This is a genomic window from Arthrobacter agilis (assembly GCF_006494655.1).
GTDB classification, from domain to species: Bacteria; Actinomycetota; Actinomycetes; order Actinomycetales; family Micrococcaceae; genus Arthrobacter_D; species Arthrobacter_D agilis.
The window spans coordinates 102,966-122,144 of the sequence record NZ_VHIM01000003.1 but is presented as its reverse complement, the minus strand read 5'-3'; the positions used below and the strand labels follow the sequence as shown (position 1 = coordinate 122,144).

Here is a 19,179-nt window from a genome sequence, read left to right as displayed (position 1 = left end):
CGCCCACAACGAGAAGGAGAACGCCGAATGACCGACACGAACATTTCCGCAACCCGGACCATCGACGCACCCGCCGGTGCGATCTTCACCATCCTGTCGAATCCCGCCCACCACGCGGCCCTGGACGGCTCGGGGATGGTGCAGTCGGACAGCAAGTCCGACCGCATCACCGCCACGGGACAGGTCTTCACCATGAACATGACCTGGGAGAAGATGGGCGGCGACTACCAGACGGACAACCACGTGATCGGCTACGACGAGAACAAGCTGATCGCCTGGCGAACGGCCCCGGCGGGCGAGGAGCCCCCGGGCTGGGAATGGGTGTGGCGCTTCGAATCGGCCGGACCGGACTCCACGGACGTCTCCGTCACCTACGACTGGTCCGCCGTGACGGACAAGGCGATCCTCAAGCAGCTGAGTTTCCCCGAGGTGTCCCAGGACGCCCTGGACTCGACGCTCGCGAATCTCGCGGCGCAGGTGTCCGAGGCCTGATCCCTCCTCCGCGTCGCCTCAGGTTCCACTGAGCGACGGCGGCCGGTCCCCTTCGGGGGGCCGGCCGTTGCTATTTCAGGAGTGCGACATCGGAGACGAGTTCGATGTGCTGCTGCATCGCGTCTCCGGCCGCTGCTGCGTCCTGTGACCGGATGGCGTCGGCGATACCCCGATGCGAGGCGAGCGACTGCTCGGGCCGGCCCGGCTGCGCCAGGGATTCGAGGCGGGTCTCCAGCACCATCTCGCCGATGAAGGCCATGAGCTGGGCCATGACGGGGGAGTGGGCCGCGGCGGTGACGGCCTGGTGGAAGAGTTCGTCGCCGTGCGCGCCGCGGTCGCCGTCGTCGATCTCCGCCTGCATGGCGGTCAGGGCGGCGTCGATGGCGGCCAGATCCTCGTCGGTGCGGCGCTCGGCCGCAAGCGCGGCGAGCCGCACCTCGAGGGTGCTGCGCGCCTCGACGATGTCCGGCAGCCTGCTCCGGTGTTCGCGGAGTCCCTTGATGACGCTGGCAACGCTCGCGCGGTGGCGGAGGACCGCACCGGTGCCGTGCTGCACGTCGATGACGCCGAGCACCTCGAGGGCCACGAGTGCCTGTGCCAGGGTGGCCCGGGAGACACCGAGCCGTTCCGCGAGATCCCGTTCAGCCGGCAGGAGGTCCCCGGGCTGCAGCTTCGCCGATTCGATGTAGCCGAGGAGCTGTTCCACGAGCTGCTCGTACAGCCGCGGGCGGGCGAGGCGCCCCAGTGGTTGCGGGCTGGCGGCGTCGCTCATGCTGGCTCTCCCCGGGATAGTGGTGCAACCATGCTACCGACCGATGATTGACAAGGACACCCACTCTCCTACAGGCTAGGCCAGTGCTCCTGTGCTGCAGGTCACAGTTCAAATCCCCGTCCGTCGCCCGCTGGAGGATAACGATGTCCGCTCCGCTCCTATCGATCATCATCCTCGCGGCGATGTTCCTGATAGCCACCCTGCTGCCCATCAACATGGGAGCGCTCGCCTTCGTGGGCGCGTTCCTCCTCGGGGCGGTGTTCCTCGGCATGGAGACCGACGAAATCATCGCCGAGTTCCCCGGCGGGCTCTTCCTGACCCTCGTCGGGGTGACCTACCTGTTCGCCATCGCGCAGAACAACGGCACCATCGACCTGCTGGTGAACGGCGCCGTGAAACTCGTCCGCAACCGCGTGGCGCTCATCCCCTGGGTCATGTTCTTCATCACGGCCGTCATCACCGCCGTCGGTGCTCTCGGCCCGGCCGCCGTCGCCATCATGGCCCCCGTGGCCCTGGGCTTCGCCGCCCGCCACAAGATCTCCCCGCTCCTCATGGGCATGATGGTGGTGCACGGGGCCCAGGCCGGCGGCTTCTCGCCCATCGCGGTCTACGGCGTCATCGTGAACCGGATCGTCGGCGATTCCGGCTTCGAGTCGAGTCCGCTGGCGTTGTTCCTCGCCAGCTTCATCTTCAACCTCCTGATCGCCGTCGTGCTCTTCGTGGTCCTCGGGGGACGTTCGCTCCTCTCCTCGCGCATCGGCGGATTCGTCGAGGAGGCAGCCGAGGCCCGCTTCAATGCGAGCCCCGGCATGCGCCGCGCCGACGTCGCGTACAAGGGAACCGGCAGCGGCACCTACGGTCCGCGCGACCCTGCAGGTGACGGCACCGTCGCCACCAAGACGCGCGAGGACCGCATCTCGCAGCCGGCCACCATCATCGGCCTCATCTCGCTCGCCGTCATCGCCCTCGGGTTCAGCGTCGACGTCGGGTTCGTCGCCATCACGGTCGCCGTGATCCTCGCCCTCATCTCCCCGAAGGCGCAGAGCGGAGCGGTCAACAAGATCGCCTGGTCCACCGTGCTGCTCATCTGCGGCATGCTGACGTTCGTCGGTGTCCTGCAGGCCGCCGGGACCATCGAATACGTGTCCGACGGCGTCGCCAGCCTCGGCGCCCCACTGCTCGCGGCTCTGCTCATCTGCTACATCGGCGCGGTCGTGTCCGCCTTCGCGTCCTCGACGGCCATCCTCGCGGCGCTGATCCCGCTGGCCATCCCGTTCCTCGAAACAGGTGCCGTGAGTGCCGTCGGCGTGGTCGCCGCCCTCGCCGTGTCCTCGACCGTCGTCGACGTCTCCCCGTTCTCGACGAACGGGGCACTGGTCCTCGCGAACGCACCCGAGGGCACCGACAAGGAGCGCTTCTACAAGCAGATCCTCGGCTACGGAGGCATCGTGGTGGTCGCCGGGCCGCTCATCGCCTGGCTCGTCCTCGTGGTGCCCGGGTGGCTCTGAGCCATTGCCCCGCCACCGCACGATCCCTGATCCGGAGGTTCCCATGAGCACCGATCCATCCACCCACGCCGCCGCGACCACCCCGGGTGGTGGCCCTCTCGCCGGGCGTCTCGTCGTCGATCTCAGCAGGGCACTGGCCGGTCCGCACGCGGGCATGATGCTCGGCGACCTCGGCGCCCGTGTCATCAAGGTGGAGACGCCGAGCACCGGGGACGACACCCGCGGGTGGGGCCCGCCCTTCGTGGGGCCGGAGGACGACCGCCAGGCCACCTACTTCCTGTCCTGCAACCGGAACAAGGAGTCCATCGCCCTCGATCTCAAGAGCGACGACGGCCGGTCCGTGCTCACGGAACTCCTGCGCCGGGCGGACGTGGTGATCGAGAACTTCCGCACGGGCGTCCTCGACCGGCTGGGTTTCTCCACCGACGCCATGCTCGAGCTGAACCCCGGCCTGGTGATCCTCTCCATCACGGGGTTCGGCCACGACGGACCCGAGGCACTGCGGAGCGGGTACGACCAGATCGTGCAGGGCGAGGCCGGCCTCATGTCGCTGACCGGACCGGATCCGGAGAACCCGCAACGCGTCGGGGTTCCCATCGCGGATCTGCTGTCCGGCATGTACGGGGCGTACGGTGCCGTCGCCGCGCTCCTGGAACGCGAGCGGACAGGCCGCGGCCAGGTGGTGCGCACGTCGCTGCTCGCCTCCGTCATCGGGGTCCACGCGTTCCAGGGCACCCGGACCACCGTCGCCGGCGAGGTGCCCCGGGCACAGGGGAACCACCACCCCTCCATCGCGCCGTACGGATTGTTCAGCTGCCGCGGCGGCAAGGTGCAGATCAGCGTGGGCAGCGAGAAGCTGTGGGCCGCGTTCACCACGGCCTTCGGGCTCGACGCCGGCCGGGCGGAGTTCGCGACGAATGCCGATCGGGTGGGTCATCGGGACCTCCTGATCGGGGTCATCGAGGATGCGTTCTCCGCCTACGAGGCGGAGGCCCTGCTCAAGAAGCTCAACGAGGCCGGGATCCCCGCGGGCAAGGTGCGGACACTGGACGAGGTGTACGCGTGGGACCAGGTGCGCTCCCAGGGGCTCCTGACCTCGGTGCACCACCCCGTCCTGGGTGATATCGATCTGCCCGGGCCGCCGCTGCGCTTCTTCGACGGGGATGCCGAGACGACCCGCACGCAGCACGCCGCGCCACCCCTGCTCGACGGCGACGGCGAGGCCATCCGCAGCTGGCTGGCGGAGGCCGCGGAGGCCTCGGATGCCTCGGAGGGAGATGGAGGATGAGCGCCGACACGCGGGTGCAGCACCTCACAGCACGTGAGCTGATCGCTTCCGTGCTCGACGCCGGGTCCTTCTCCTCCTGGGACAGCCCGGCGCCGGTGCCCGACCCGCGCACCCATCCCGCCTACGCGGAGGTGGTGCGGCGCGCGCGCGAGAAGAGCGGCGCCGACGAGTCCGTGCTCACGGGGGAGGGGCGTATCCACGGGCGGCGGGTCGCCGTCATCGTGTCCGAGTTCACCTTCCTCGCCGGGTCCATCGGCAGTGCAGCCGCGCACCGCATCACGGCTGCCGTGCAGCGCGCGACGGCGGAGGGCCTGCCGCTCCTGGCAGGACCGGCCTCCGGAGGCACCCGGATGCAGGAGGGGACCCCGGCGTTCCTCTCGATGGTGGACATCACCGGCGCCGTCCGTGCCCACCGCCAGGCGGGCCTGCCCTATCTCGTCTATCTGCGCCACCCCACCACGGGCGGCGTCATGGCCTCCTGGGGATCCCTGGGGCACGTCACCGTCGCCGAGCCCGGGGCGCTGCTCGGCTTCCTCGGTCCGCGCGTGTACGAGGCGCTGTACGGGGAAGCGTTCCCGCCGGGGGTGCAGACCGCCGAGAACCTCTTCGACAAGGGACTGATCGACGCCGTCGTGCCGCCCGAGCACCTCGCGGGGATCATCGACAAGGCGCTGGCCGTGCTGCTGGCCGGTAGCCCGGAGCCTCCAGCAGCGCCGTCCACGGTGTCGGTGCTTCCCGGCACGCAGACGGCGTGGGAGTCCATCATCATCTCCCGGAACCGCAGGCGGCCGGATCTCCGCCGCCTGCTCGCGCATGGTGCCCGGGACGTCCTGCCACTGAACGGTACGGGCCAGGGCGAGAAGGACCCGGGGCTCCTGCTGGCGCTCGCGCGCTTCGGCGCCCAGCCGTGCATCGTGCTCGGGCACCAGCGGCCCCGTCAGGCGGGTGAGTCCGCGATGGGACCGGCGTCGCTCCGGGAGGCACGCCGCGGCATGAAGCTCGCCGAGGAACTCGGACTGCCCCTGCTCACGGTCATCGACACGGCCGGGGCCGATCTCTCCCCGGACGCGGAGGAGGGCGGGCTCGCCGGGGAGATCGCCCGCTCGCTGCACGATCTCATCGGCCTGGCCTCGCCGTCGGTCTCCGTGCTCCTCGGGCAGGGCGCCGGCGGTGGGGCGCTCGCGCTGCTTCCCGCGGACAGCACGATCGCCGCGCAGCACGCCTGGCTCTCGCCGCTGCCGCCGGAGGGCGCCAGCGCGATCGTGCACCGGACGGTGGACCGGGCTCCCGAGATGGCGGAGGCGCAGGGCGTGAAGGTCGCCGCTCTCGTGGGCAGGGGCGTCGTCGACCACGTGGTGGACGAGCGGCCGGACGCCGCCGACGAGGGCCGGGCCTTCTGCGAGCGGATGGCCGTCGCGATCGAGTACGAGCTGGCCAGGGTCCGGCGGCTGCCGGCGGAGGATCGGCTGCGGCGGCGGGCCGGGAAGTACCAGGCGGGGGGCTGACCGAGCAGACCTCAGGTATCCGGGTGTTGCGCCCGGTAGACCTCCATCTGGCGGTGCCGGCGCTGGAGGCTGTCGCGGCGCGACGTGCTCTCGGCATCCTTCGGCTCGGCGGTCAGCTCGATGTGGCGCTCGCCGTAGTGCCACAGCAGCATGTCGTCCAGCAGGCGGTCGGGGCCCGGAGAGTACCGGTGGTCGAGGGCCCTCCGGACCGTGGTGATGGTGTCCGCCTGCAGCAGCGACACGAGCTCGAGCGTGGTCCTGAGACCGTGAGCGGCGAGGAGCTCGGCAGCCCACCCCCAGTTGTCGTCGGACTTCCGGTCGACGTGGGGGAGCAGCGTCTGCCAGACGTCCCGGATCCGGTTGGGGGTGAGGGGTGCGCTGCCCTCACCGTCCTCGTCCCAGAAGCCGGTGACGGTCTCATAGCGCTCGTGCAGTTCGGCGAAGGCGGACTCGACGGTCTCCAGCATGGCCGCCGTGCCGGTGAACTGGCGGTCGAAGTAGGGGCTCCACGCCTTCGGGTTCGACGCCTTGAAGCGGATGTCGTGTTCTATCTCGGACCAGGCGTGCGCCAGCACCGTGCGGATCTGCACCTCGAAGAGGTAGCTTCCTGCGGCCCTGGTCTCCGGATCGACGGCCTGCTGGAAGGCCCGGACCACGTCATGGTGGATGGTCCGCATGATCAGGTGACGGCTGGAGTAGCCGTACGTGCCGGATTCGATGGATCCGATGTCCTTCTCCCGGTCCCCCCGGCAGTCGAATTCCTGGCGCTGGCGCTTGAGCAGGTTCGCGGCGAGATCCACCTCGTGCGGAAGCGTGGTGATGATGCGGACGCCCACGAGGTCCGTCAGGTTGCGCATGGGATCCGGGAACACGAGCAGCGGCGGCGCGCCCTCCTCGGGCGACGGCAGGGTACGCGATGCCTTGTCGCGGAAGGAATCGATCGTCTTGGTCCGCGCCGTGACGAACAGCGGATTCAGGTCGGTGCCCTCGAAGATACCGGCGATGCTGTCCCGCATCGCGGCCGTCACCCTGTCGAGGGCGGGCCGGACGCGCTCGAACTCGCGCACATGCGCCTCGACCCCGGGCCGCAGCCGCTCGTCGAGATCATCCCAAGCGCCCATGCACCATGCCTTTCCGAGGGGAGTCTTCATCGTAGCCAACCCGGGCGACGGTTACGCTGTGGCCTGTGCATGCGCTGAATCCCGGGGGCCGTCGTACCGCCCTCGCCCTCCTGGCCGCCGCAGCGGTGGGACTCCTTGCGGTTCTCGGTCGCCTGGCCAGGCCGCAGAAGCCGGCCGCCCTCCCGCAGCGCTACGCCTACGGTGACCATCCGAGCCAGTTCGCCGATCTTCATCTGCCCCCGGAGGGCGCGGCGGTGGACGGTGTGGTCGTCATCGTCCACGGCGGGTACTGGCGCTCCACCTACGGTGCCGAACTGGGTACACCGCTGGCGCGGGATCTCGTATCGCGTGGCTACGCCTGCTGGAACCTCGAGTACCGCCGTGCCGGGGGCGGCGGCGGGTGGCCCGCCACGTTCGACGACGTCGCGGCGGGGATCGACCACCTCGCGGTCGCTGCCGCGGAGCACGGGCTGGACCTGACGCGGACGACGGCGCTCGGTCACTCGGCCGGCGGTCACCTCGCGGTGTGGGCTGCGGGTCGGGAGGGACTCCCTGCGGGCTCGCCCGGAGCCGGGGTGCCGGCTGTCCCGCTCACCGCCGTCGTCAGCCAGGCAGGGGTCCTCGATCTCGCGGCGGCCCGAGACCTCGGCCTCAGTGACGGCGCCGTCGAGAATCTGCTGGGAGCGCCGGAGGATGCCGTGCGGTACCGGCTCGCGGACCCCATGACCGCCGTCCCGCTGGGTGTTCCCGTCTACGCGGTGCACGGGAAGAAGGACGTCACGGTGCCTCTGGCGCAATCGGAGGCCTACGTGCGGGCGGCGACGGAAGCGGGTGCGACGGCGGAGCTCGTCGTGGTCCCGGGGGATCACTTCGCGGTCATCACGCCGGGCACGAAGGCCTGGGTGGCCGTCGTCGCGCACCTCGAGCGGACCCGCGCCGGCCGTGACGGGTCCCGGCCGACCCCCGAGGAGGCCGGCCGGGTCCCGCGTGGAGGGCGTCCTAGTTGAGGGGCAGCGTACCCTCGGGCAGCTGTCCGTCGGCGAGGAGTTCGCGGGCCGAGGCGGCGAGGGCGGTCAGGGCGACACGCTGGGTCCACGGTCCGTAGGAGATCCGGGCGACGCCGAGCTCCTGCAGGCGTGACGGGGCGAGGCTGCCCGGCACGTTGATGACGCTGAGGCGCTGCGGCCCGAACGCCTCGACGAGCGTGGTGACGGCGTGCTCGTCGAGCAGACCGGGCACGAAGACGTTCGTGGCACCGATGGCGAGGTAGGCCTTGCCGCGCTCGACGGCGTCGGCCAGCACCTCCGCGGGGTCGCGGTCACCGGCTTTCACGAAGGCGTCCGTGCGGGCGTTGAGGACGAAGTCGATGCCTTCTGCCTGGCCGGCCTTGAGGGCCGCCTCCATCTGTGCCACGGCGTCGGACAGAGGACGCATCTGGTCCTCGATGTTGGCACCCACGATGCCCACGCCGATCGCCCGGCGGACGGTGTCCTCGGGATCGCCGTACCCGGACTCGAGATCGGCGGACACGGGCAGGGTGGTGGAGGCGGCGATCCGGCCGACCGCCGCGATCATCTCCGCGACCGGGATGTTCTCGCCGTCCTCGTAGCCGAGCGAGGCCGCGATCGAGTGGCTCGCCGTCGCGAGTGCCGTGGTGCCGGGGACGTCGGCGATGGTCTTCGCGCTGATGACGTCCCAGACGTTGATCACCTGCAGGATCCCGGGTGCGGAGTGGAGTTCCGCCAGCGTGGTGGCTTTGGCCCTGAGGCCGCTCAGCTCGGTGGGTGCGTCAGTCATGGGAAACCTTCCGGGTGTGCGAGGCGATCCAGGCGGCTGCGCCGTCGGCCTCGGTGGGGTGGATACCGTGTCCGCCCTCGCGGACGTTCCGGCTTACTTCGGTGCCGCGGCTCTCGAGGATCGATCCGAGCCGCACCACGCTGTCGAAGGGGGCCATGGCGTCGGCCTTCCCGTTGAAGAGCGCCACCGAGGATCCGGTCAGGTCCGCGTCGACCGCGCGCCCCTCGAGCGGATACATCCCCGAGAACGCGACGACCTCGGTCAGGGTTCGCGGGTGGAGCAGGGCGGTGGCGAGTGCGATGTTCGCCCCGTTGGAGAATCCGACGGCGATGAGTGCGCGGTTCGTGATGCCGTACTGGTCCCGCGCCCACTCGATGAACTCCTCGAGTTCCCCGGCGCGCCGGACGACGTCGTCGATGTCGAAGACCCCCTCGCGCAGGCGCCGGAACCAGCGGTTCATGCCGTGCTCCTGCACGGGCCCGCGCGGTGCGAGGTACCCGGAGCCGGGCGAGAGGCGCTCGACGAGGGGCAGGAGATCCTGTTCGGTTCCGCCGGTGCCGTGCAGGAGCAGCAGCACGGGGGTGCCCGCCGCTCCCTCCCGGAACAGGTGGGGCCAGGTTCCGGTCATCGGTTCTCCTGCTGGAAGAAGGCCTGCACGGCAGGATTGTTCTCCCCGGGCAGGTCGATCTTCGCGACAGCGTGCGAGATGGCGTCACGATTGGGCTCCAGCCATGGCGGGAGCTTCAGCGAGCGGCCCAGTTCCAGGAGGGGTTCGTCGATGTCGAAGCCCGGGGTGTCCGTCGCGATCTCCAGCAGCGTTCCACCGGGCTCGCGGAAGTAGATGGAGGTGAAGTACTGGCGGTCGAGGATGGCCGTCACGCCGTAGCCGCGGTCGGCCAGTTCCTGCCGCCACACCTCCTGCGTCGCCTGGTCGGGCACGCGGAAGGCGATGTGGTGCACGGTGCCCCCGGCCACCAGCCCGCGCTCGCCACGGGCGTCGGTGACGACGTCGACGACGCTGCCGGGCTCGCCGTCGTGCGTGCTGAGGCGGTATCGGCCGTCCTTCTCGGCGAGGATGTTCATGCCGAGATCCTGCGTGAGGGTCTCGAGCGTGCGCGTGGGGTCCTGCACCGTCAGGACCGACGAGTGCTGGCCGCGGACGGCGTACTGGGCCGGGACGGACCTGGAGCCCCAGGGGTCACGCGGGTCCGAGATCGAGGAGGCCACGAGGTCGATCTGGAGGCCGTCCGGGTCGCGCAGTGAGAGGCGCTCTTCCTCGGACGAGGCGCGGGAGATCGTGGACTCGACACCGATGGCCTTGAAGTGCTCCTGCCACCAGCCGAGGGTGCCCTGCGGGACGGAGAAGGCCGTGGTGGTGGACTGCCCGCTGCCCACGCGTCCGCTGCGGATGCCCTGCCAGGGGAAGAACGTCAGGAGTGAACCGGGGCGCCCGGATTCGTCGCCGTAGTACAGGTGGTAGGTGCCGGGATCGTCGAAGTTCACGGTCTTCTTGACGAGGCGCAGGCCCAGTCCCCTGATGTAGAAGTCGATGTTCTTCTGCGGGTCACCGGCAATGGCGGTGACGTGGTGGAGACCTTCGGTTCGTGCGGTCACGCTGTCCTCCTTGGCTGGGACCGACCCTCCCGGGCCGGTATGTCCATGCAAACGCATGTACCTGCCGCTTTGTTCCCGGTTCCTTCCCTCCCCCAGCAGGGCTCGTTAGCCAGCCTGCTGAGCGTCGTCCATGCGCGGCCACCTGTGTCATCCTGTGAGCATGGCAGCGAGAGAGCGGGTCCCCGGATGGGTCCGCCGCACCGTGATCGAGGTGTTCGGGTGGACCCTCGTGGTGGTCGGAATCGCGGCCCTCGTGCTGCCCGGGCCGGGACTCCTCATGATCGCCGCGGGTCTTGCCCTCCTGTCGCAGCAGTACCACTGGGCGCGACGGTATCTCCGGCCGCTCAAGGCCAACGCCTATCACGCCGCCGCGCTCGGCGTGAAGACGATCCCGCGGATCCTGGCGAGCTGCGCCAGCGCCCTCGTGATCATGAGCCTCGGTGTCCTGTGGATCGTGAAGCCCGCGGTGCCGGCCTGGTGGTTCCTGGACGACAAGTGGTGGCTCTTCGGGGGCACGGGCACCGGGATCAGCCTCGTGGTGTCGTCCGTGATCGCGCTCGTGCTCATCGTCTACAGCGTGCACCGGTTCCGCGGGCGGCCGATCCCGGCCCGTCCCGCGACCCTCTGGTCCGACGCCGACTGACCCCCGCGCCCCTCGAGGCCGGCGCCCATGGGCGCCCGCGAGCGGTCAGGCGACGCCGACGGTCCGCCGATCGGTGGCCCGCGAGCAGGAGACGAGGACGCCCACGGCCGCGAGGACGGCCACCATCGAGGAGCCACCGTAGGAGATGAAGGGCAGGGGCACGCCGATCACGGGGATCATGCCCGTGACGACGGCGATGTTGAGGATGGCCTGCCCCACGATCCACACGAGCACGCCGCCGCAGATGTAGGTGGTGTGGAGATCGTCGGCCAGCTTCGAGATGCGGACGATCGAGAAGGCGAGCACGGCGAAGAGCAGGATGACGATCAGCGCGCCCACGAGGCCGAGTTCCTCGCCGAGGATGGCGAAGACGAAGTCGTTGTGGGCCTCCGGGATCCAGCTCACCTTCTGCCTGCTCTGACCCACGCCGACGCCGAACACGCCGCCGCCCGCCAGTCCGTACAGTGCCTGGGCGCTCTGGTAGCCCAGTCCCTCGGCCGTCCCCTCGGCGGTGGGGTCCAGCCATGCACTGATGCGGTTCATGCGGTTGGGGCTGGATACGACGGCGAGCCCGACGCCGATCACGCCGGCCGCGATCCCGCCGATGAACAGCTTCGGGCTGGCGCCGGCGAAGAAGAAGAGGGCGACGGCGATGAGGGCCAGGATCATCGCGGTGCCGAGGTCCTTCCCCGCGATGACCAGGAGGATGGCGATGGCTGCGCCCGGCGCCACCGGGACGAACATGTGCTTCCAGTCGCCGAGGAGCCTGGCCTTCCGGGCGAGGACGGCCCCACCCCAGACCACGATGCTGAGCTTCAGGAACTCCGAGGGCTGGGCGGTGAGGCCCGCGACCCGGATCCAGTTCCTGTTGCCCTGCACCTCGTAGCCGAGCGGCGTGAAGACCAGCAGGGAGACCACGAAGGAGCCGAGCAGGATGGGCCACGCCAGCCGCCGGTATGCCCGGAGCGGAATGAACGCGCACACCACCAGGGCCACCCCGCCGATCCCCGCCCACATCAGTTGCTTGCGGAAGGTGTCGAAGGGCGACTTCCCGGCGGCCACCAGTTCCACCGACGACGCCGAGAGCACCATCATCAGCCCGATGGCCACCAGGGCGAGGGTGGTGGTGATGAGCAGGTTCCGCGCGTTCCGGTTCGAGTGCGGGCCCTGCGTGGCGAAGAGGCTCCACAGGCGGTGGTGGCGTGACTCTGGGCGCGATCCAGTGGTGCTCGGTCGTGCTGCGACAGCGGAACGGGAGGGTGGTGTCATCGGAGTGCTGGGGCGGGACCCGCCGGAGCGGGCAGGGGCGGAGGGGAAGGAGTACCAGTGTCCCAAGGATCCGACGGGTGGTCAGGGAGGTGCCGCGGGTGATTCAGCAACTCCCGGGTAATCCACAGGAAACGTATCGGGCGCCTGCGTCCCGGAAGCACCCGGATGCGGCCCGGGCGGCGGACGGATCGGGGCTGGTACGTTGAATCCGTGCTCACCGTTATCGGGGAAACCCTCATCGACGAAGTAGTCAGCGACACCGCCTCCATGCGCGCGCATGTGGGTGGGAGTCCCATGAACGTCGCCGTGGGTCTCGCGCGCCTCGGTCATCCCGCCCAGTTCGTGGGGCGGTACGGCGAGGACGAGTACGGCCGGCTGATCCAGCGTCACCTGCGCGACAACTCGGTGCTGTTCCCGGTGGCGGCGGACGACTCCCCCACCAGCGTGGCGACGGCGCGGCTCGATCCCGCGGGCGGAGCCGCCTACGATTTTCGGCTCGTCTGGGAGCTCCCCGGCCTCAGGGCGCAGAAGGACACACTGCTGGACGGCTCCACGCTGCTGCACACTGGGTCCATCGCCACGATGCTCGCTCCGGGCGCCGATGACGTCCTGTCGCTCGTGACCGCAGCGCACCCCCTCGTCACGGTGACGTACGACCCGAACTGCCGGCCGACCATCATCCGTGATGCGAGGTATGCGCGGGAGCAGGCCGAGAAGTTCGTGGTGCTGGCGGATGTCATCAAGGCCTCGGACGAGGACCTCGCGTGGCTCTACCCGGACCGTTCTCCCGAGGCGTCGGCCCGCGCGTGGCTGGAGGCCGGCGCCGCCGTCGTCGTCGTGACCCGTGGCTCGAAGGGGCCGTGGGGCGTGTGCCGCGCCGGAGAGGTCTCCGTCCCCGCGCCGTCGACGAGCGTCGTGGACACGGTGGGGGCGGGGGATTCCTTCATGGCGGCCCTCGTGGGCTCCCTCGTGGACCTCGAGCTCGACGGCGCCCATCGGAGGGCCGAGCTGCGCCGAATCAACCTCGGGCAGCTGACCGACATGCTGCAGTACTCGGCCAGGGCTGCGGCCATGACCGTCTCCCGTGCCGGCGCCAACCCGCCGACACGGGACGAGATGACGCAGGCCTGAGAGACCCACGACACCGAACGATCCCAAGGAGCACAGCGATGACCCGCGACCCCTACGCAGACCTTCCCCAGGTAGCCGATTTCCAGCTCACGAGCGAGGACATCCGTGACGGCGCGGCCCTCGCGTCCGCGCAGGCCTCCGGAGTGATGGGCGCGGGCGGCCGGGACGAGTCGCCGCAGCTCAGCTGGACCGGATTCCCCGAGGGGACCAGGAGCTTCGCCGTCACGGTCTACGATCCGGATGCGCCCACGGCGAGCGGCTTCTGGCACTGGGCGGTGCTGAACCTGCCCGTGACCACCACCTCGCTTCCTGCCGGTGCGGGTACGGACGGCTCGGACCTGCTGCCCGCCGGTGCCGTGCAGTTGAGGAACGACGGCGGCTTCGCGGGTTTCGTCGGTGCCGCGCCCCCCGCCGGACACGGGCCGCACCACTATCACGTGGTGGTCCACGCCGTGGATGTCGAGTCGCTGGACGTCCCGGCCGAGGCCACGCCGGCCTACCTCGGGTTCAACCTGTTCTCGCACAGCATCGGCCGTGCCCGTCTGGTCGGCACCTTCGAGCAGTAGTGGCGCGGCACCGCCGGTAGGGTGGGAGTCCAGACCTGAAGGAGTCAGCGATGCGCCTCGTGGCGAGCGATATGGACGGGACCGTCGTCGGCAGCGACGGAAGGATGAGTGAGCGCACCATCCGCGCGTTCAGGGCGTGCGCGGAGGCCGGGGTGGACGTCGTCTTCGTCACCGGCCGCCCGCCGCGCTGGCTGCAGCCACTTCGGGAACAGCTCGGCCACACCGGGACGGTCATCTGCTCCAACGGTGCACTCACCTACGACCTCGAGGGCGACCGCGTGCTGGACGCGCAGCTTTTGGACCCCGAGCACGTGTACGCGGCACGCGACATCATCCGCGGTCTGTACCCGGCGGCCACCTTCGCGGCCGAGACGGTGTCCGGTTTCACGGTGGAATCCGGCTTCGCGGACGCGGCGACCTCGGAGCTCCTCGGAGGCATCGCGCCCCGGCCGTTCGAGGAATCGCTGCCGGGGGAGCACGTGGTGAAGTTCCTCGCACGGGAGCAGGGCGTCTCACCGGACGAGTTCCTCGCGGCGGTGCGACCCGCCGTCGCGCACCTGGTCTCCACGACGCACTCGGCGCCGACCATCGCGCTGCTGGAGATGGCCGTCCCGAACATCGACAAGTCGGTGACCCTGGCCCGGTACGCCGCGGACCGCGGGATCGATGCCGCCGACGTCGTCGCCTTCGGGGACATGCCGAACGACGTGCAGATGCTCGACTGGGCCGGATGGGGCTACGCGATGGCGTCCGGTCACGCCGACGCGCTGGCTGCCGCCAACCTGGTGGCGCCGCCGTTCGACGAGGACGGCGTGGCGCAGGTGCTGGAGGAACGGCTTGCGGCACTCCGGACGGCCTGATCCCGGGCGCTACCCCTACCTCGACCACCGCGTGGTCGCGGGGCGTGCGCGCTCCCCGATCGGATTCTCCCACCGGGGGTTCGCGCCCGAGGGCGACGAGAACACCATGGCGGCGTTCCAGCGCGCCGTGGAGCTGGGCTTCCGCTACCTCGAGATCGATGTCCGCGCGTCCTCGGACGGCCAGGTGATGGTCTTCCACGACGAGGACCTCGCCCGCGTGACGGACGGCACCGGGCCGATCGCGGACCGCACCGCGGCCGAGTTGTCCGCCCTGCGCGTCGGGGGCGGAGGCGGCGTGCCGACCCTGGCGGAGGTGCTGCTCCGGTGGCCCGGGCTGCGCCTGAACATCGACGTGAAGAGCGACGACTGCGTGCGGCCCTTCGCCGAGCTCGTCAACCGGCTGGCCGCCCACGACCGCGTGCTCGTGGCCTCCTTCTCCGACCGGCGCCGACGACGGGTGCTGCGTCTGCTCGACCGGCCGACGGCATCCTCCGCCGGCATGATGGTCAATGCGCTCGTGAAACTGTCGGCACCGCTCGGCCTCGCCGCGCCCATCGCCCGTGGCGCGGGTGTCCAGGCGCTGCAGGTTCCCGAGAGACACCGGGGCATCCGTGTCGTGACGCCGGCCTTCGTGGCCCGCTGCCATGCCGCCGGGGTGCAGGTGCACGTCTGGACGATCAACGAGCGGCGGGACATGGACCGGTTGCTGGATCTCGGGGTGGACGGGCTCGTCTCGGACGCCGCGGACGTCCTCGCGACCTGCCTGCGGGAGCGCTCGGCGTGGACCGGGGCGCAGCCCGGCCAGGAACCCTAGGGGCCCGCCCTCCCGTCCGGTGGTGCTCGCCGGTTCCGGTGCCCCACGTGCGGGAGCCCGGTCGCGGCCACTCCCGCAACCGGGCTCCCTCGGTATCGGTGCATCACCGCTGGTATCGCGCCCAGCGCTGATCCACCGAGCCTGGTCACTGCCGCGCCTCCACCGGGAGGCGCGGCAGGAGTTACTGGCGGCCCTTGCCCTTGCCGGGCTTCGGGTCGACGGTCAGTTCCACGGAGTCGGTGGTCACCGAACCATGAGGATTGGAGAAGGTGGCCCGGAACAGGCGGCCGTCGTCGGCACGGGAGGCCTTCCTGATCTCGGCGGTGGAGGAGTAGGTGCCGTCCGCGGTCCGCGCCGCTGTCTGGGTGACCTCGGCGGGCTGCCAGGTGGCGCCGTCGTCGTCGGAACTCTCCCAGACCGCCACGGGCTCGGGGGTGCCAGTGGCACTCGCCGTCAGGCGGGCCCTGTGTCCGTCGCGGACCGCGACGGCCGTCGGGGCAGCGACCAGCTCCGGCAGGTCGACCGTCTGGTCGACGGTGGGCCAGCCGTCCTCCCAGCCCATCTTCTGCAGGCCGAGGGTCGGGATGTACGGGGCCGCCGTGTTGCCGTCGTCGTAGTAGTGGAACGCCAGGTAGTCGCCGAAGACCGACTGCCCGCCGAGGCCGTTCATGGCGCCGTGCGATTCCATCAGGATGCTCCCGCCACCACCGAACATGTCGCGGCCCTCCTTGTCGAGGTACGGTCCGCTGATCGACTCCGACCTGCCCACTGCGATCTTGTACGTGGAGTCCGCGCCGCGGCAGCAGAAGTCGAAGGAGGTGAAGAGGTAGTAGTACCCGTCACGTTCCATGATGTAGGGCGCCTCGATCGGGTTTCCCGGGATGAAGCGGTCTGCGAGGTTGACGGTCTGCGCCTGCCAGTCCTCCACGGGCTTGCCGGTCGGCCATTCGAGCGGGACCAGGAAGATCCCGTACCAGAAGGAGCCGATGGACATGTAGGGATTGCCGTCGGCGTCCTCGACGATCCCGGCGTCGATCGCATTGAACGTCTTGCCGGGGTTGCCGGGGTCCAGGCCGCTGACGGGGGATTCGACCACGAGTCCCTGATCCACCCATTCGTAGTCCGGATCCTCGGGATCGAGCGTGGTGTTGGTGGCCAGTGCGGTGAGGGAGGTACTGGTCCCGAAGCGTGACGCCGAGTAGTAGAGGTAGTAGGTGCCGTCGTTCTCGTAGATCTCCGGGGCCCAGAGATTCTCGGGCAGCGCACCGTCGGAGAAGCGCTCGTCGATCCAGGCGGGGATCCGGTCCCAGACCGTCCCCCGGTACTCCCACGTGGTCCCCTCGTCCGTCGACGACCAGGTCTGGATGGTCCCGCCGTTCTCGCGGGCCACGAGACCGGTCGAGTAGACGTACCACGTGCCGTCGTCGTCGATGACGAGCGCGGGGTCGTGGATGGGGCTCGTCTCGCCGACCACGGATTTGCCGCCCACGAGGTCCTCCAGGCTGTCCGCTGCGGACTGCTGGGTGAGGGTGACGGGCTCTGCGGGGGCCTTCGGGCTTGCCGTGGCGGGCGTCGCGGCGCCCGTGAAGGCCAGGGCGAGGACTGCGAGGACACTGACGGGGTGCGACCAGAACGTGGAACGTGACGTCATTATCACGTGGTCCTTTCGGAGGGGAGGTACCGGGCGACGTCTTGTCGCCGCCCGTTTACATCGTTGTCTACATCGTTGTAGAAGAGTCGCACGAGCTCGAGCGGTCGGTCAAGGGGAACATCGGCGGAGCGCCCTGCGCGTCAGGTGCTCGAGCGCCGCCGGCGCAGCGCGGCGCGGACGAGGAGGCCTGCGACGGCGATGACCACCGCGGTCGCGACGGTGGCCGCCGAACCGCCGCCCGGCCCGAGGGAGGAGGACAGGGCATCCCGCGCGAGTGTCAGCATCGCGCCGGGGTCCCCGAGGTACACGCGCGTCCCGACGACGGTGCGCACGGTGTCGAACACCGGCGGAACGAGCCAGAGCAACGCCAGGTCCACGAGCCAGACGGCCCGTCGCCGCATCGAAGCCAGGCCGCACCAGGCCAGCGCGCACCCCACGAGTACGGCGGGAAGCCAGCGGATCGCGAGATGCACCCAGGCCGGGACCTCGAAGGGTTCCGCGAAGGCGAGGGCCCATTCGCCGGCCCAGAGTGCAGTGGGCACGGCGACCAGACCCACGCCGAGTGCCGCCGTGGTCCGCGACGCGGCGGAGAGGAGCAGAAGGGCGACGACGGCTGCCGCGAGGGTCACCACGACCCCCGCCAGGATGCCGACGAGGTAGATCCGGGCTGTTTGGCCGGCCGAGAGGCCCGAGCCGGCCACGGTGAGCGACTGCGCGGCCGCCGCGACGTGGACCGCGAGCAGGCCGGCGACGGCGCTTCCCGTCACGGTCCTGCGGCGGTCGGGAATCCACACGCGCAGCACCGTACCCGCGGCGGCCCCACCCGTCACCAGCAGGCCGACGATCGTCAGGAGGTGGTACTGGCCGATCGGCAGGAGCGCGCGGGGCATGTCGTCCGGTGTGGTCGGGGCGGCCCACAGGTTCTGCAGCGGCAATCGTGCCCCGCTGACCAGCCAGGGCGCGAGTCCCACCAGGGCCGCCCCGACACCGATCAGCAGGCCGAGCACGGCGGGATGCAGCGGCCGGTGCCGGTCCGCCCTGCGTGTGGTCGATTCCAGGACCATCGCCGTCGTCCCCCTGTCGGCTCCTGCCACCCGCCCCCTGCGGTGCGGCACTGACGGCTACTCTATCCAGCCGTCACGACGGGGTCCGCCAGAGTCCGCAGGTACTGGAGGGCCAGGGGGGCGTAGGTGCGCATCGACTCGTCGTCCGCGTATACCAGCAGGCGCAGCCATGACCCGTACCGGTGGACGCCTGCGAGCCTGAGCGCGGGCTCGACGGCGGCACGCAGCTCCGGCAGCGTGGCGTACGACGTCCAGCGCTCGAGGTACGCGTCGGTGACAGCGCGGATCCGCGGATCGTCGGGCCCGGTGTTCCACTGCTCGCGCATCCGCGCGATCGGTACGAGGAGCGCGCTGAACGGGTGGGCCCAGTAGGAGTCGGCGAAATCGAAGAAGCGCAGCGGAGCCGTGGCGGCGCCGGGCAGGAAGCAGTTCTTCGCATGGAGGTCGTTGTGGTCGAGTGAGAGGGGCACGGGGATGCCGCGCAGCACGTCGACGGCCGCCCCGATCGCGGGCAGGCGCCCGAGCACGTGGTCCGCCTCTGTCGCGGAGAGGAACAGCGGGTGGTCCGGAGGAAGGCCGGTGTGGAGCAGCAGCTGGTTCTCCACGAAGTTGGCAGCGACCTCCGGGTTCATGATGACGAGCCCTGCCGCGGACAACCGGTCCCCGTGGGGCGCCACCGCCTGCTGGAGGTCCGCGAAGTCACCGACGATGCGGGTCCAGACGGACGGGTCGTCCGAGCCCACGGTGTCGAGCGTCGCACCGTGATCAGCCGTGAGCATCCACCCCCGCGAGGGTTCGATCGCGAGCGGAGCAGCGATGTGGTCCGGCGCCAGCTCGCCGAGCAGGGACATGATGGAGGCCTCCGGCAGCTGCCCGAGGTTGTTCTCCTTGAACCAGAGCCTGCCGTGGTCGGTGGGAACGGTGAGTTGTGTGGACCAGAAGCGGATGCGCGGCTGCTCCGTGGGCCCCTGCCGGATCACCCCGAAGGATTCCAGCACGAGGTCGATCCACTGGTCGGCCTGCTGACGCCACTCGGGGGAGGCCCAGATCTCGCGGGGATTGTCCATGGCACCGATCCTCCCAC

General features: G+C 70.3%; 19 protein-coding genes. 10 read left to right on the top strand and 9 right to left on the bottom strand.

Annotated features, from left to right (window positions below; translation table 11 throughout):
* The first annotated feature begins 27 nt into the window (after positions 1-27).
* Entirely contained in the window at positions 28-492 is a 465-nt protein-coding gene (locus FJV46_RS05395; RefSeq protein ID WP_087029164.1) for an SRPBCC family protein, read from the top strand.
* A gap of 70 nt (positions 493-562) precedes the next feature.
* Here FJV46_RS05395 and FJV46_RS05390 read toward each other — a convergent pair whose 3' ends face one another.
* The gene (locus FJV46_RS05390) at positions 563-1,264 is read right to left on the bottom strand and encodes a FadR/GntR family transcriptional regulator (protein ID WP_087029165.1); all 702 of its coding nucleotides are present in this window, start codon (positions 1,262-1,264) and stop codon (positions 563-565) included.
* 143 nt (positions 1,265-1,407) lie between these two features.
* On the opposite strand from FJV46_RS05390, the gene FJV46_RS05385 reads away from it, so the two are divergent.
* Genes FJV46_RS05385 through FJV46_RS05375 form a run of 3 tightly spaced genes read left to right on the top strand, consistent with a single transcriptional unit; the run spans position 1,408 to position 5,565 of the window.
* A complete protein-coding gene (locus tag FJV46_RS05385; protein ID WP_087029167.1) occupies positions 1,408-2,772 on the top strand; it encodes an SLC13 family permease in 1,365 nt (454 codons plus the stop codon).
* A 43-nt stretch (positions 2,773-2,815) separates the two neighbouring features.
* A complete protein-coding gene (locus FJV46_RS05380; RefSeq protein WP_087029169.1) occupies positions 2,816-4,060 on the top strand; it encodes a CaiB/BaiF CoA transferase family protein in 1,245 nt (414 codons plus the stop codon).
* Positions 4,057-5,565, top strand: a complete 1,509-nt coding sequence (locus FJV46_RS05375) for a carboxyl transferase domain-containing protein (RefSeq protein ID WP_087029172.1) — start codon at positions 4,057-4,059, stop codon at positions 5,563-5,565. The genes FJV46_RS05380 and FJV46_RS05375 overlap by 4 nt, the downstream gene beginning before the upstream one ends.
* A gap of 11 nt (positions 5,566-5,576) precedes the next feature.
* Here the strand turns inward: FJV46_RS05375 and FJV46_RS05370 are convergent, their stop codons facing one another.
* Positions 5,577-6,686, bottom strand: a complete 1,110-nt coding sequence (locus tag FJV46_RS05370) for a GTP pyrophosphokinase (protein WP_087029174.1) — start codon at positions 6,684-6,686, stop codon at positions 5,577-5,579.
* A 152-nt stretch (positions 6,687-6,838) separates the two neighbouring features.
* On the opposite strand from FJV46_RS05370, the gene FJV46_RS05365 reads away from it, so the two are divergent.
* Entirely contained in the window at positions 6,839-7,693 is an 855-nt protein-coding gene (locus FJV46_RS05365) for an alpha/beta hydrolase family protein (protein ID WP_087029407.1), read from the top strand.
* Here the strand turns inward: FJV46_RS05365 and FJV46_RS05360 are convergent.
* From FJV46_RS05360 to FJV46_RS05350, 3 genes are read right to left on the bottom strand one after another with little or no spacing between them, the layout of a single operon-like run.
* Entirely contained in the window at positions 7,686-8,483 is a 798-nt protein-coding gene (locus tag FJV46_RS05360) for an isocitrate lyase/PEP mutase family protein (RefSeq protein WP_087029176.1), read from the bottom strand. The genes FJV46_RS05365 and FJV46_RS05360 overlap by 8 nt on opposite strands.
* Positions 8,476-9,111: an alpha/beta hydrolase gene (locus FJV46_RS05355; protein WP_087029177.1), complete on the bottom strand. Its 636-nt coding sequence runs from the start codon at positions 9,109-9,111 to the stop codon at positions 8,476-8,478. Before FJV46_RS05355 ends, FJV46_RS05360 begins: the two co-directional genes overlap by 8 nt.
* The gene (locus tag FJV46_RS05350; protein WP_087029179.1) at positions 9,108-10,097 is read right to left on the bottom strand and encodes a ring-cleaving dioxygenase; all 990 of its coding nucleotides are present in this window, start codon (positions 10,095-10,097) and stop codon (positions 9,108-9,110) included. The genes FJV46_RS05355 and FJV46_RS05350 overlap by 4 nt, the downstream gene beginning before the upstream one ends.
* Positions 10,098-10,257: 160 nt before the next feature.
* Between FJV46_RS05350 and FJV46_RS05345 the strand changes: the two genes are divergently transcribed.
* Complete coding sequence (locus FJV46_RS05345; RefSeq protein ID WP_087029409.1) at positions 10,258-10,740, top strand: PGPGW domain-containing protein; 483 nt, start codon at positions 10,258-10,260, stop codon at positions 10,738-10,740.
* A gap of 45 nt (positions 10,741-10,785) precedes the next feature.
* On the opposite strand, the gene ftsW is transcribed toward FJV46_RS05345, so the two are convergent.
* Entirely contained in the window at positions 10,786-12,009 is a 1,224-nt protein-coding gene (gene ftsW / locus FJV46_RS05340; RefSeq protein ID WP_087029181.1) for a putative lipid II flippase FtsW, read from the bottom strand.
* Positions 12,010-12,219: 210 nt separating this feature from the next.
* On the opposite strand from ftsW, the gene FJV46_RS05335 reads away from it, so the two are divergent.
* The 4 genes from FJV46_RS05335 to FJV46_RS05320 are packed head-to-tail and all read left to right on the top strand — an operon-like array spanning position 12,220 to position 15,380.
* Positions 12,220-13,140, top strand: a complete 921-nt coding sequence (locus FJV46_RS05335; protein ID WP_087029411.1) for a carbohydrate kinase family protein — start codon at positions 12,220-12,222, stop codon at positions 13,138-13,140.
* A 38-nt stretch (positions 13,141-13,178) separates the two neighbouring features.
* Positions 13,179-13,706: a YbhB/YbcL family Raf kinase inhibitor-like protein gene (locus tag FJV46_RS05330; protein WP_087029183.1), complete on the top strand. Its 528-nt coding sequence runs from the start codon at positions 13,179-13,181 to the stop codon at positions 13,704-13,706.
* 50 nt (positions 13,707-13,756) lie between these two features.
* Positions 13,757-14,566: an HAD family hydrolase gene (locus FJV46_RS05325; protein WP_087029185.1), complete on the top strand. Its 810-nt coding sequence runs from the start codon at positions 13,757-13,759 to the stop codon at positions 14,564-14,566.
* Positions 14,544-15,380 (top strand): glycerophosphodiester phosphodiesterase family protein, encoded by an 837-nt coding sequence (locus FJV46_RS05320; RefSeq protein ID WP_087029187.1) that lies wholly within the window; start codon positions 14,544-14,546, stop codon positions 15,378-15,380. Before FJV46_RS05325 ends, FJV46_RS05320 begins: the two co-directional genes overlap by 23 nt.
* Positions 15,381-15,561: 181 nt before the next feature.
* Here FJV46_RS05320 and FJV46_RS05315 read toward each other — a convergent pair whose 3' ends face one another.
* From FJV46_RS05315 to FJV46_RS05305, 3 genes are all read right to left on the bottom strand, one after another.
* Positions 15,562-17,031, bottom strand: a complete 1,470-nt coding sequence (locus tag FJV46_RS05315) for a glycoside hydrolase family 43 protein (protein WP_087029188.1) — start codon at positions 17,029-17,031, stop codon at positions 15,562-15,564.
* A 140-nt stretch (positions 17,032-17,171) separates the two neighbouring features.
* Complete coding sequence (locus FJV46_RS05310) at positions 17,172-18,125, bottom strand: hypothetical protein (RefSeq protein ID WP_232008539.1); 954 nt, start codon at positions 18,123-18,125, stop codon at positions 17,172-17,174.
* A gap of 32 nt (positions 18,126-18,157) precedes the next feature.
* Entirely contained in the window at positions 18,158-19,162 is a 1,005-nt protein-coding gene (locus tag FJV46_RS05305; RefSeq protein WP_087029190.1) for a hypothetical protein, read from the bottom strand.
* Between the last annotated feature and the right edge of the window lie 17 nt (positions 19,163-19,179).

What these genes read in the sequence shown, in the direction of transcription:
- FJV46_RS05395 (WP_087029164.1), top strand. Translation starts at nt 28, where the DNA reads ATGACCGACACGAACATTTCCGCAACCCGGACCATCGACGCACCCGCC.
- FJV46_RS05390 (WP_087029165.1), bottom strand. Translation starts at nt 1,264, where the DNA reads ATGAGCGACGCCGCCAGCCCGCAACCACTGGGGCGCCTCGCCCGCCCG.
- FJV46_RS05385 (WP_087029167.1), top strand. Translation starts at nt 1,408, where the DNA reads ATGTCCGCTCCGCTCCTATCGATCATCATCCTCGCGGCGATGTTCCTG.
- FJV46_RS05380 (WP_087029169.1), top strand. Translation starts at nt 2,816, where the DNA reads ATGAGCACCGATCCATCCACCCACGCCGCCGCGACCACCCCGGGTGGT.
- FJV46_RS05375 (WP_087029172.1), top strand. Translation starts at nt 4,057, where the DNA reads ATGAGCGCCGACACGCGGGTGCAGCACCTCACAGCACGTGAGCTGATC.
- FJV46_RS05370 (WP_087029174.1), bottom strand. Translation starts at nt 6,686, where the DNA reads ATGGGCGCTTGGGATGATCTCGACGAGCGGCTGCGGCCCGGGGTCGAG.
- FJV46_RS05360 (WP_087029176.1), bottom strand. Translation starts at nt 8,483, where the DNA reads ATGACTGACGCACCCACCGAGCTGAGCGGCCTCAGGGCCAAAGCCACC.
- FJV46_RS05355 (WP_087029177.1), bottom strand. Translation starts at nt 9,111, where the DNA reads ATGACCGGAACCTGGCCCCACCTGTTCCGGGAGGGAGCGGCGGGCACC.
- FJV46_RS05345 (WP_087029409.1), top strand. Translation starts at nt 10,258, where the DNA reads ATGGCAGCGAGAGAGCGGGTCCCCGGATGGGTCCGCCGCACCGTGATC.
- ftsW (WP_087029181.1), bottom strand. Translation starts at nt 12,009, where the DNA reads ATGACACCACCCTCCCGTTCCGCTGTCGCAGCACGACCGAGCACCACT.
- FJV46_RS05330 (WP_087029183.1), top strand. Translation starts at nt 13,179, where the DNA reads ATGACCCGCGACCCCTACGCAGACCTTCCCCAGGTAGCCGATTTCCAG.
- FJV46_RS05325 (WP_087029185.1), top strand. Translation starts at nt 13,757, where the DNA reads ATGCGCCTCGTGGCGAGCGATATGGACGGGACCGTCGTCGGCAGCGAC.
- FJV46_RS05315 (WP_087029188.1), bottom strand. Translation starts at nt 17,031, where the DNA reads ATGACGTCACGTTCCACGTTCTGGTCGCACCCCGTCAGTGTCCTCGCA.
- FJV46_RS05305 (WP_087029190.1), bottom strand. Translation starts at nt 19,162, where the DNA reads ATGGACAATCCCCGCGAGATCTGGGCCTCCCCCGAGTGGCGTCAGCAG.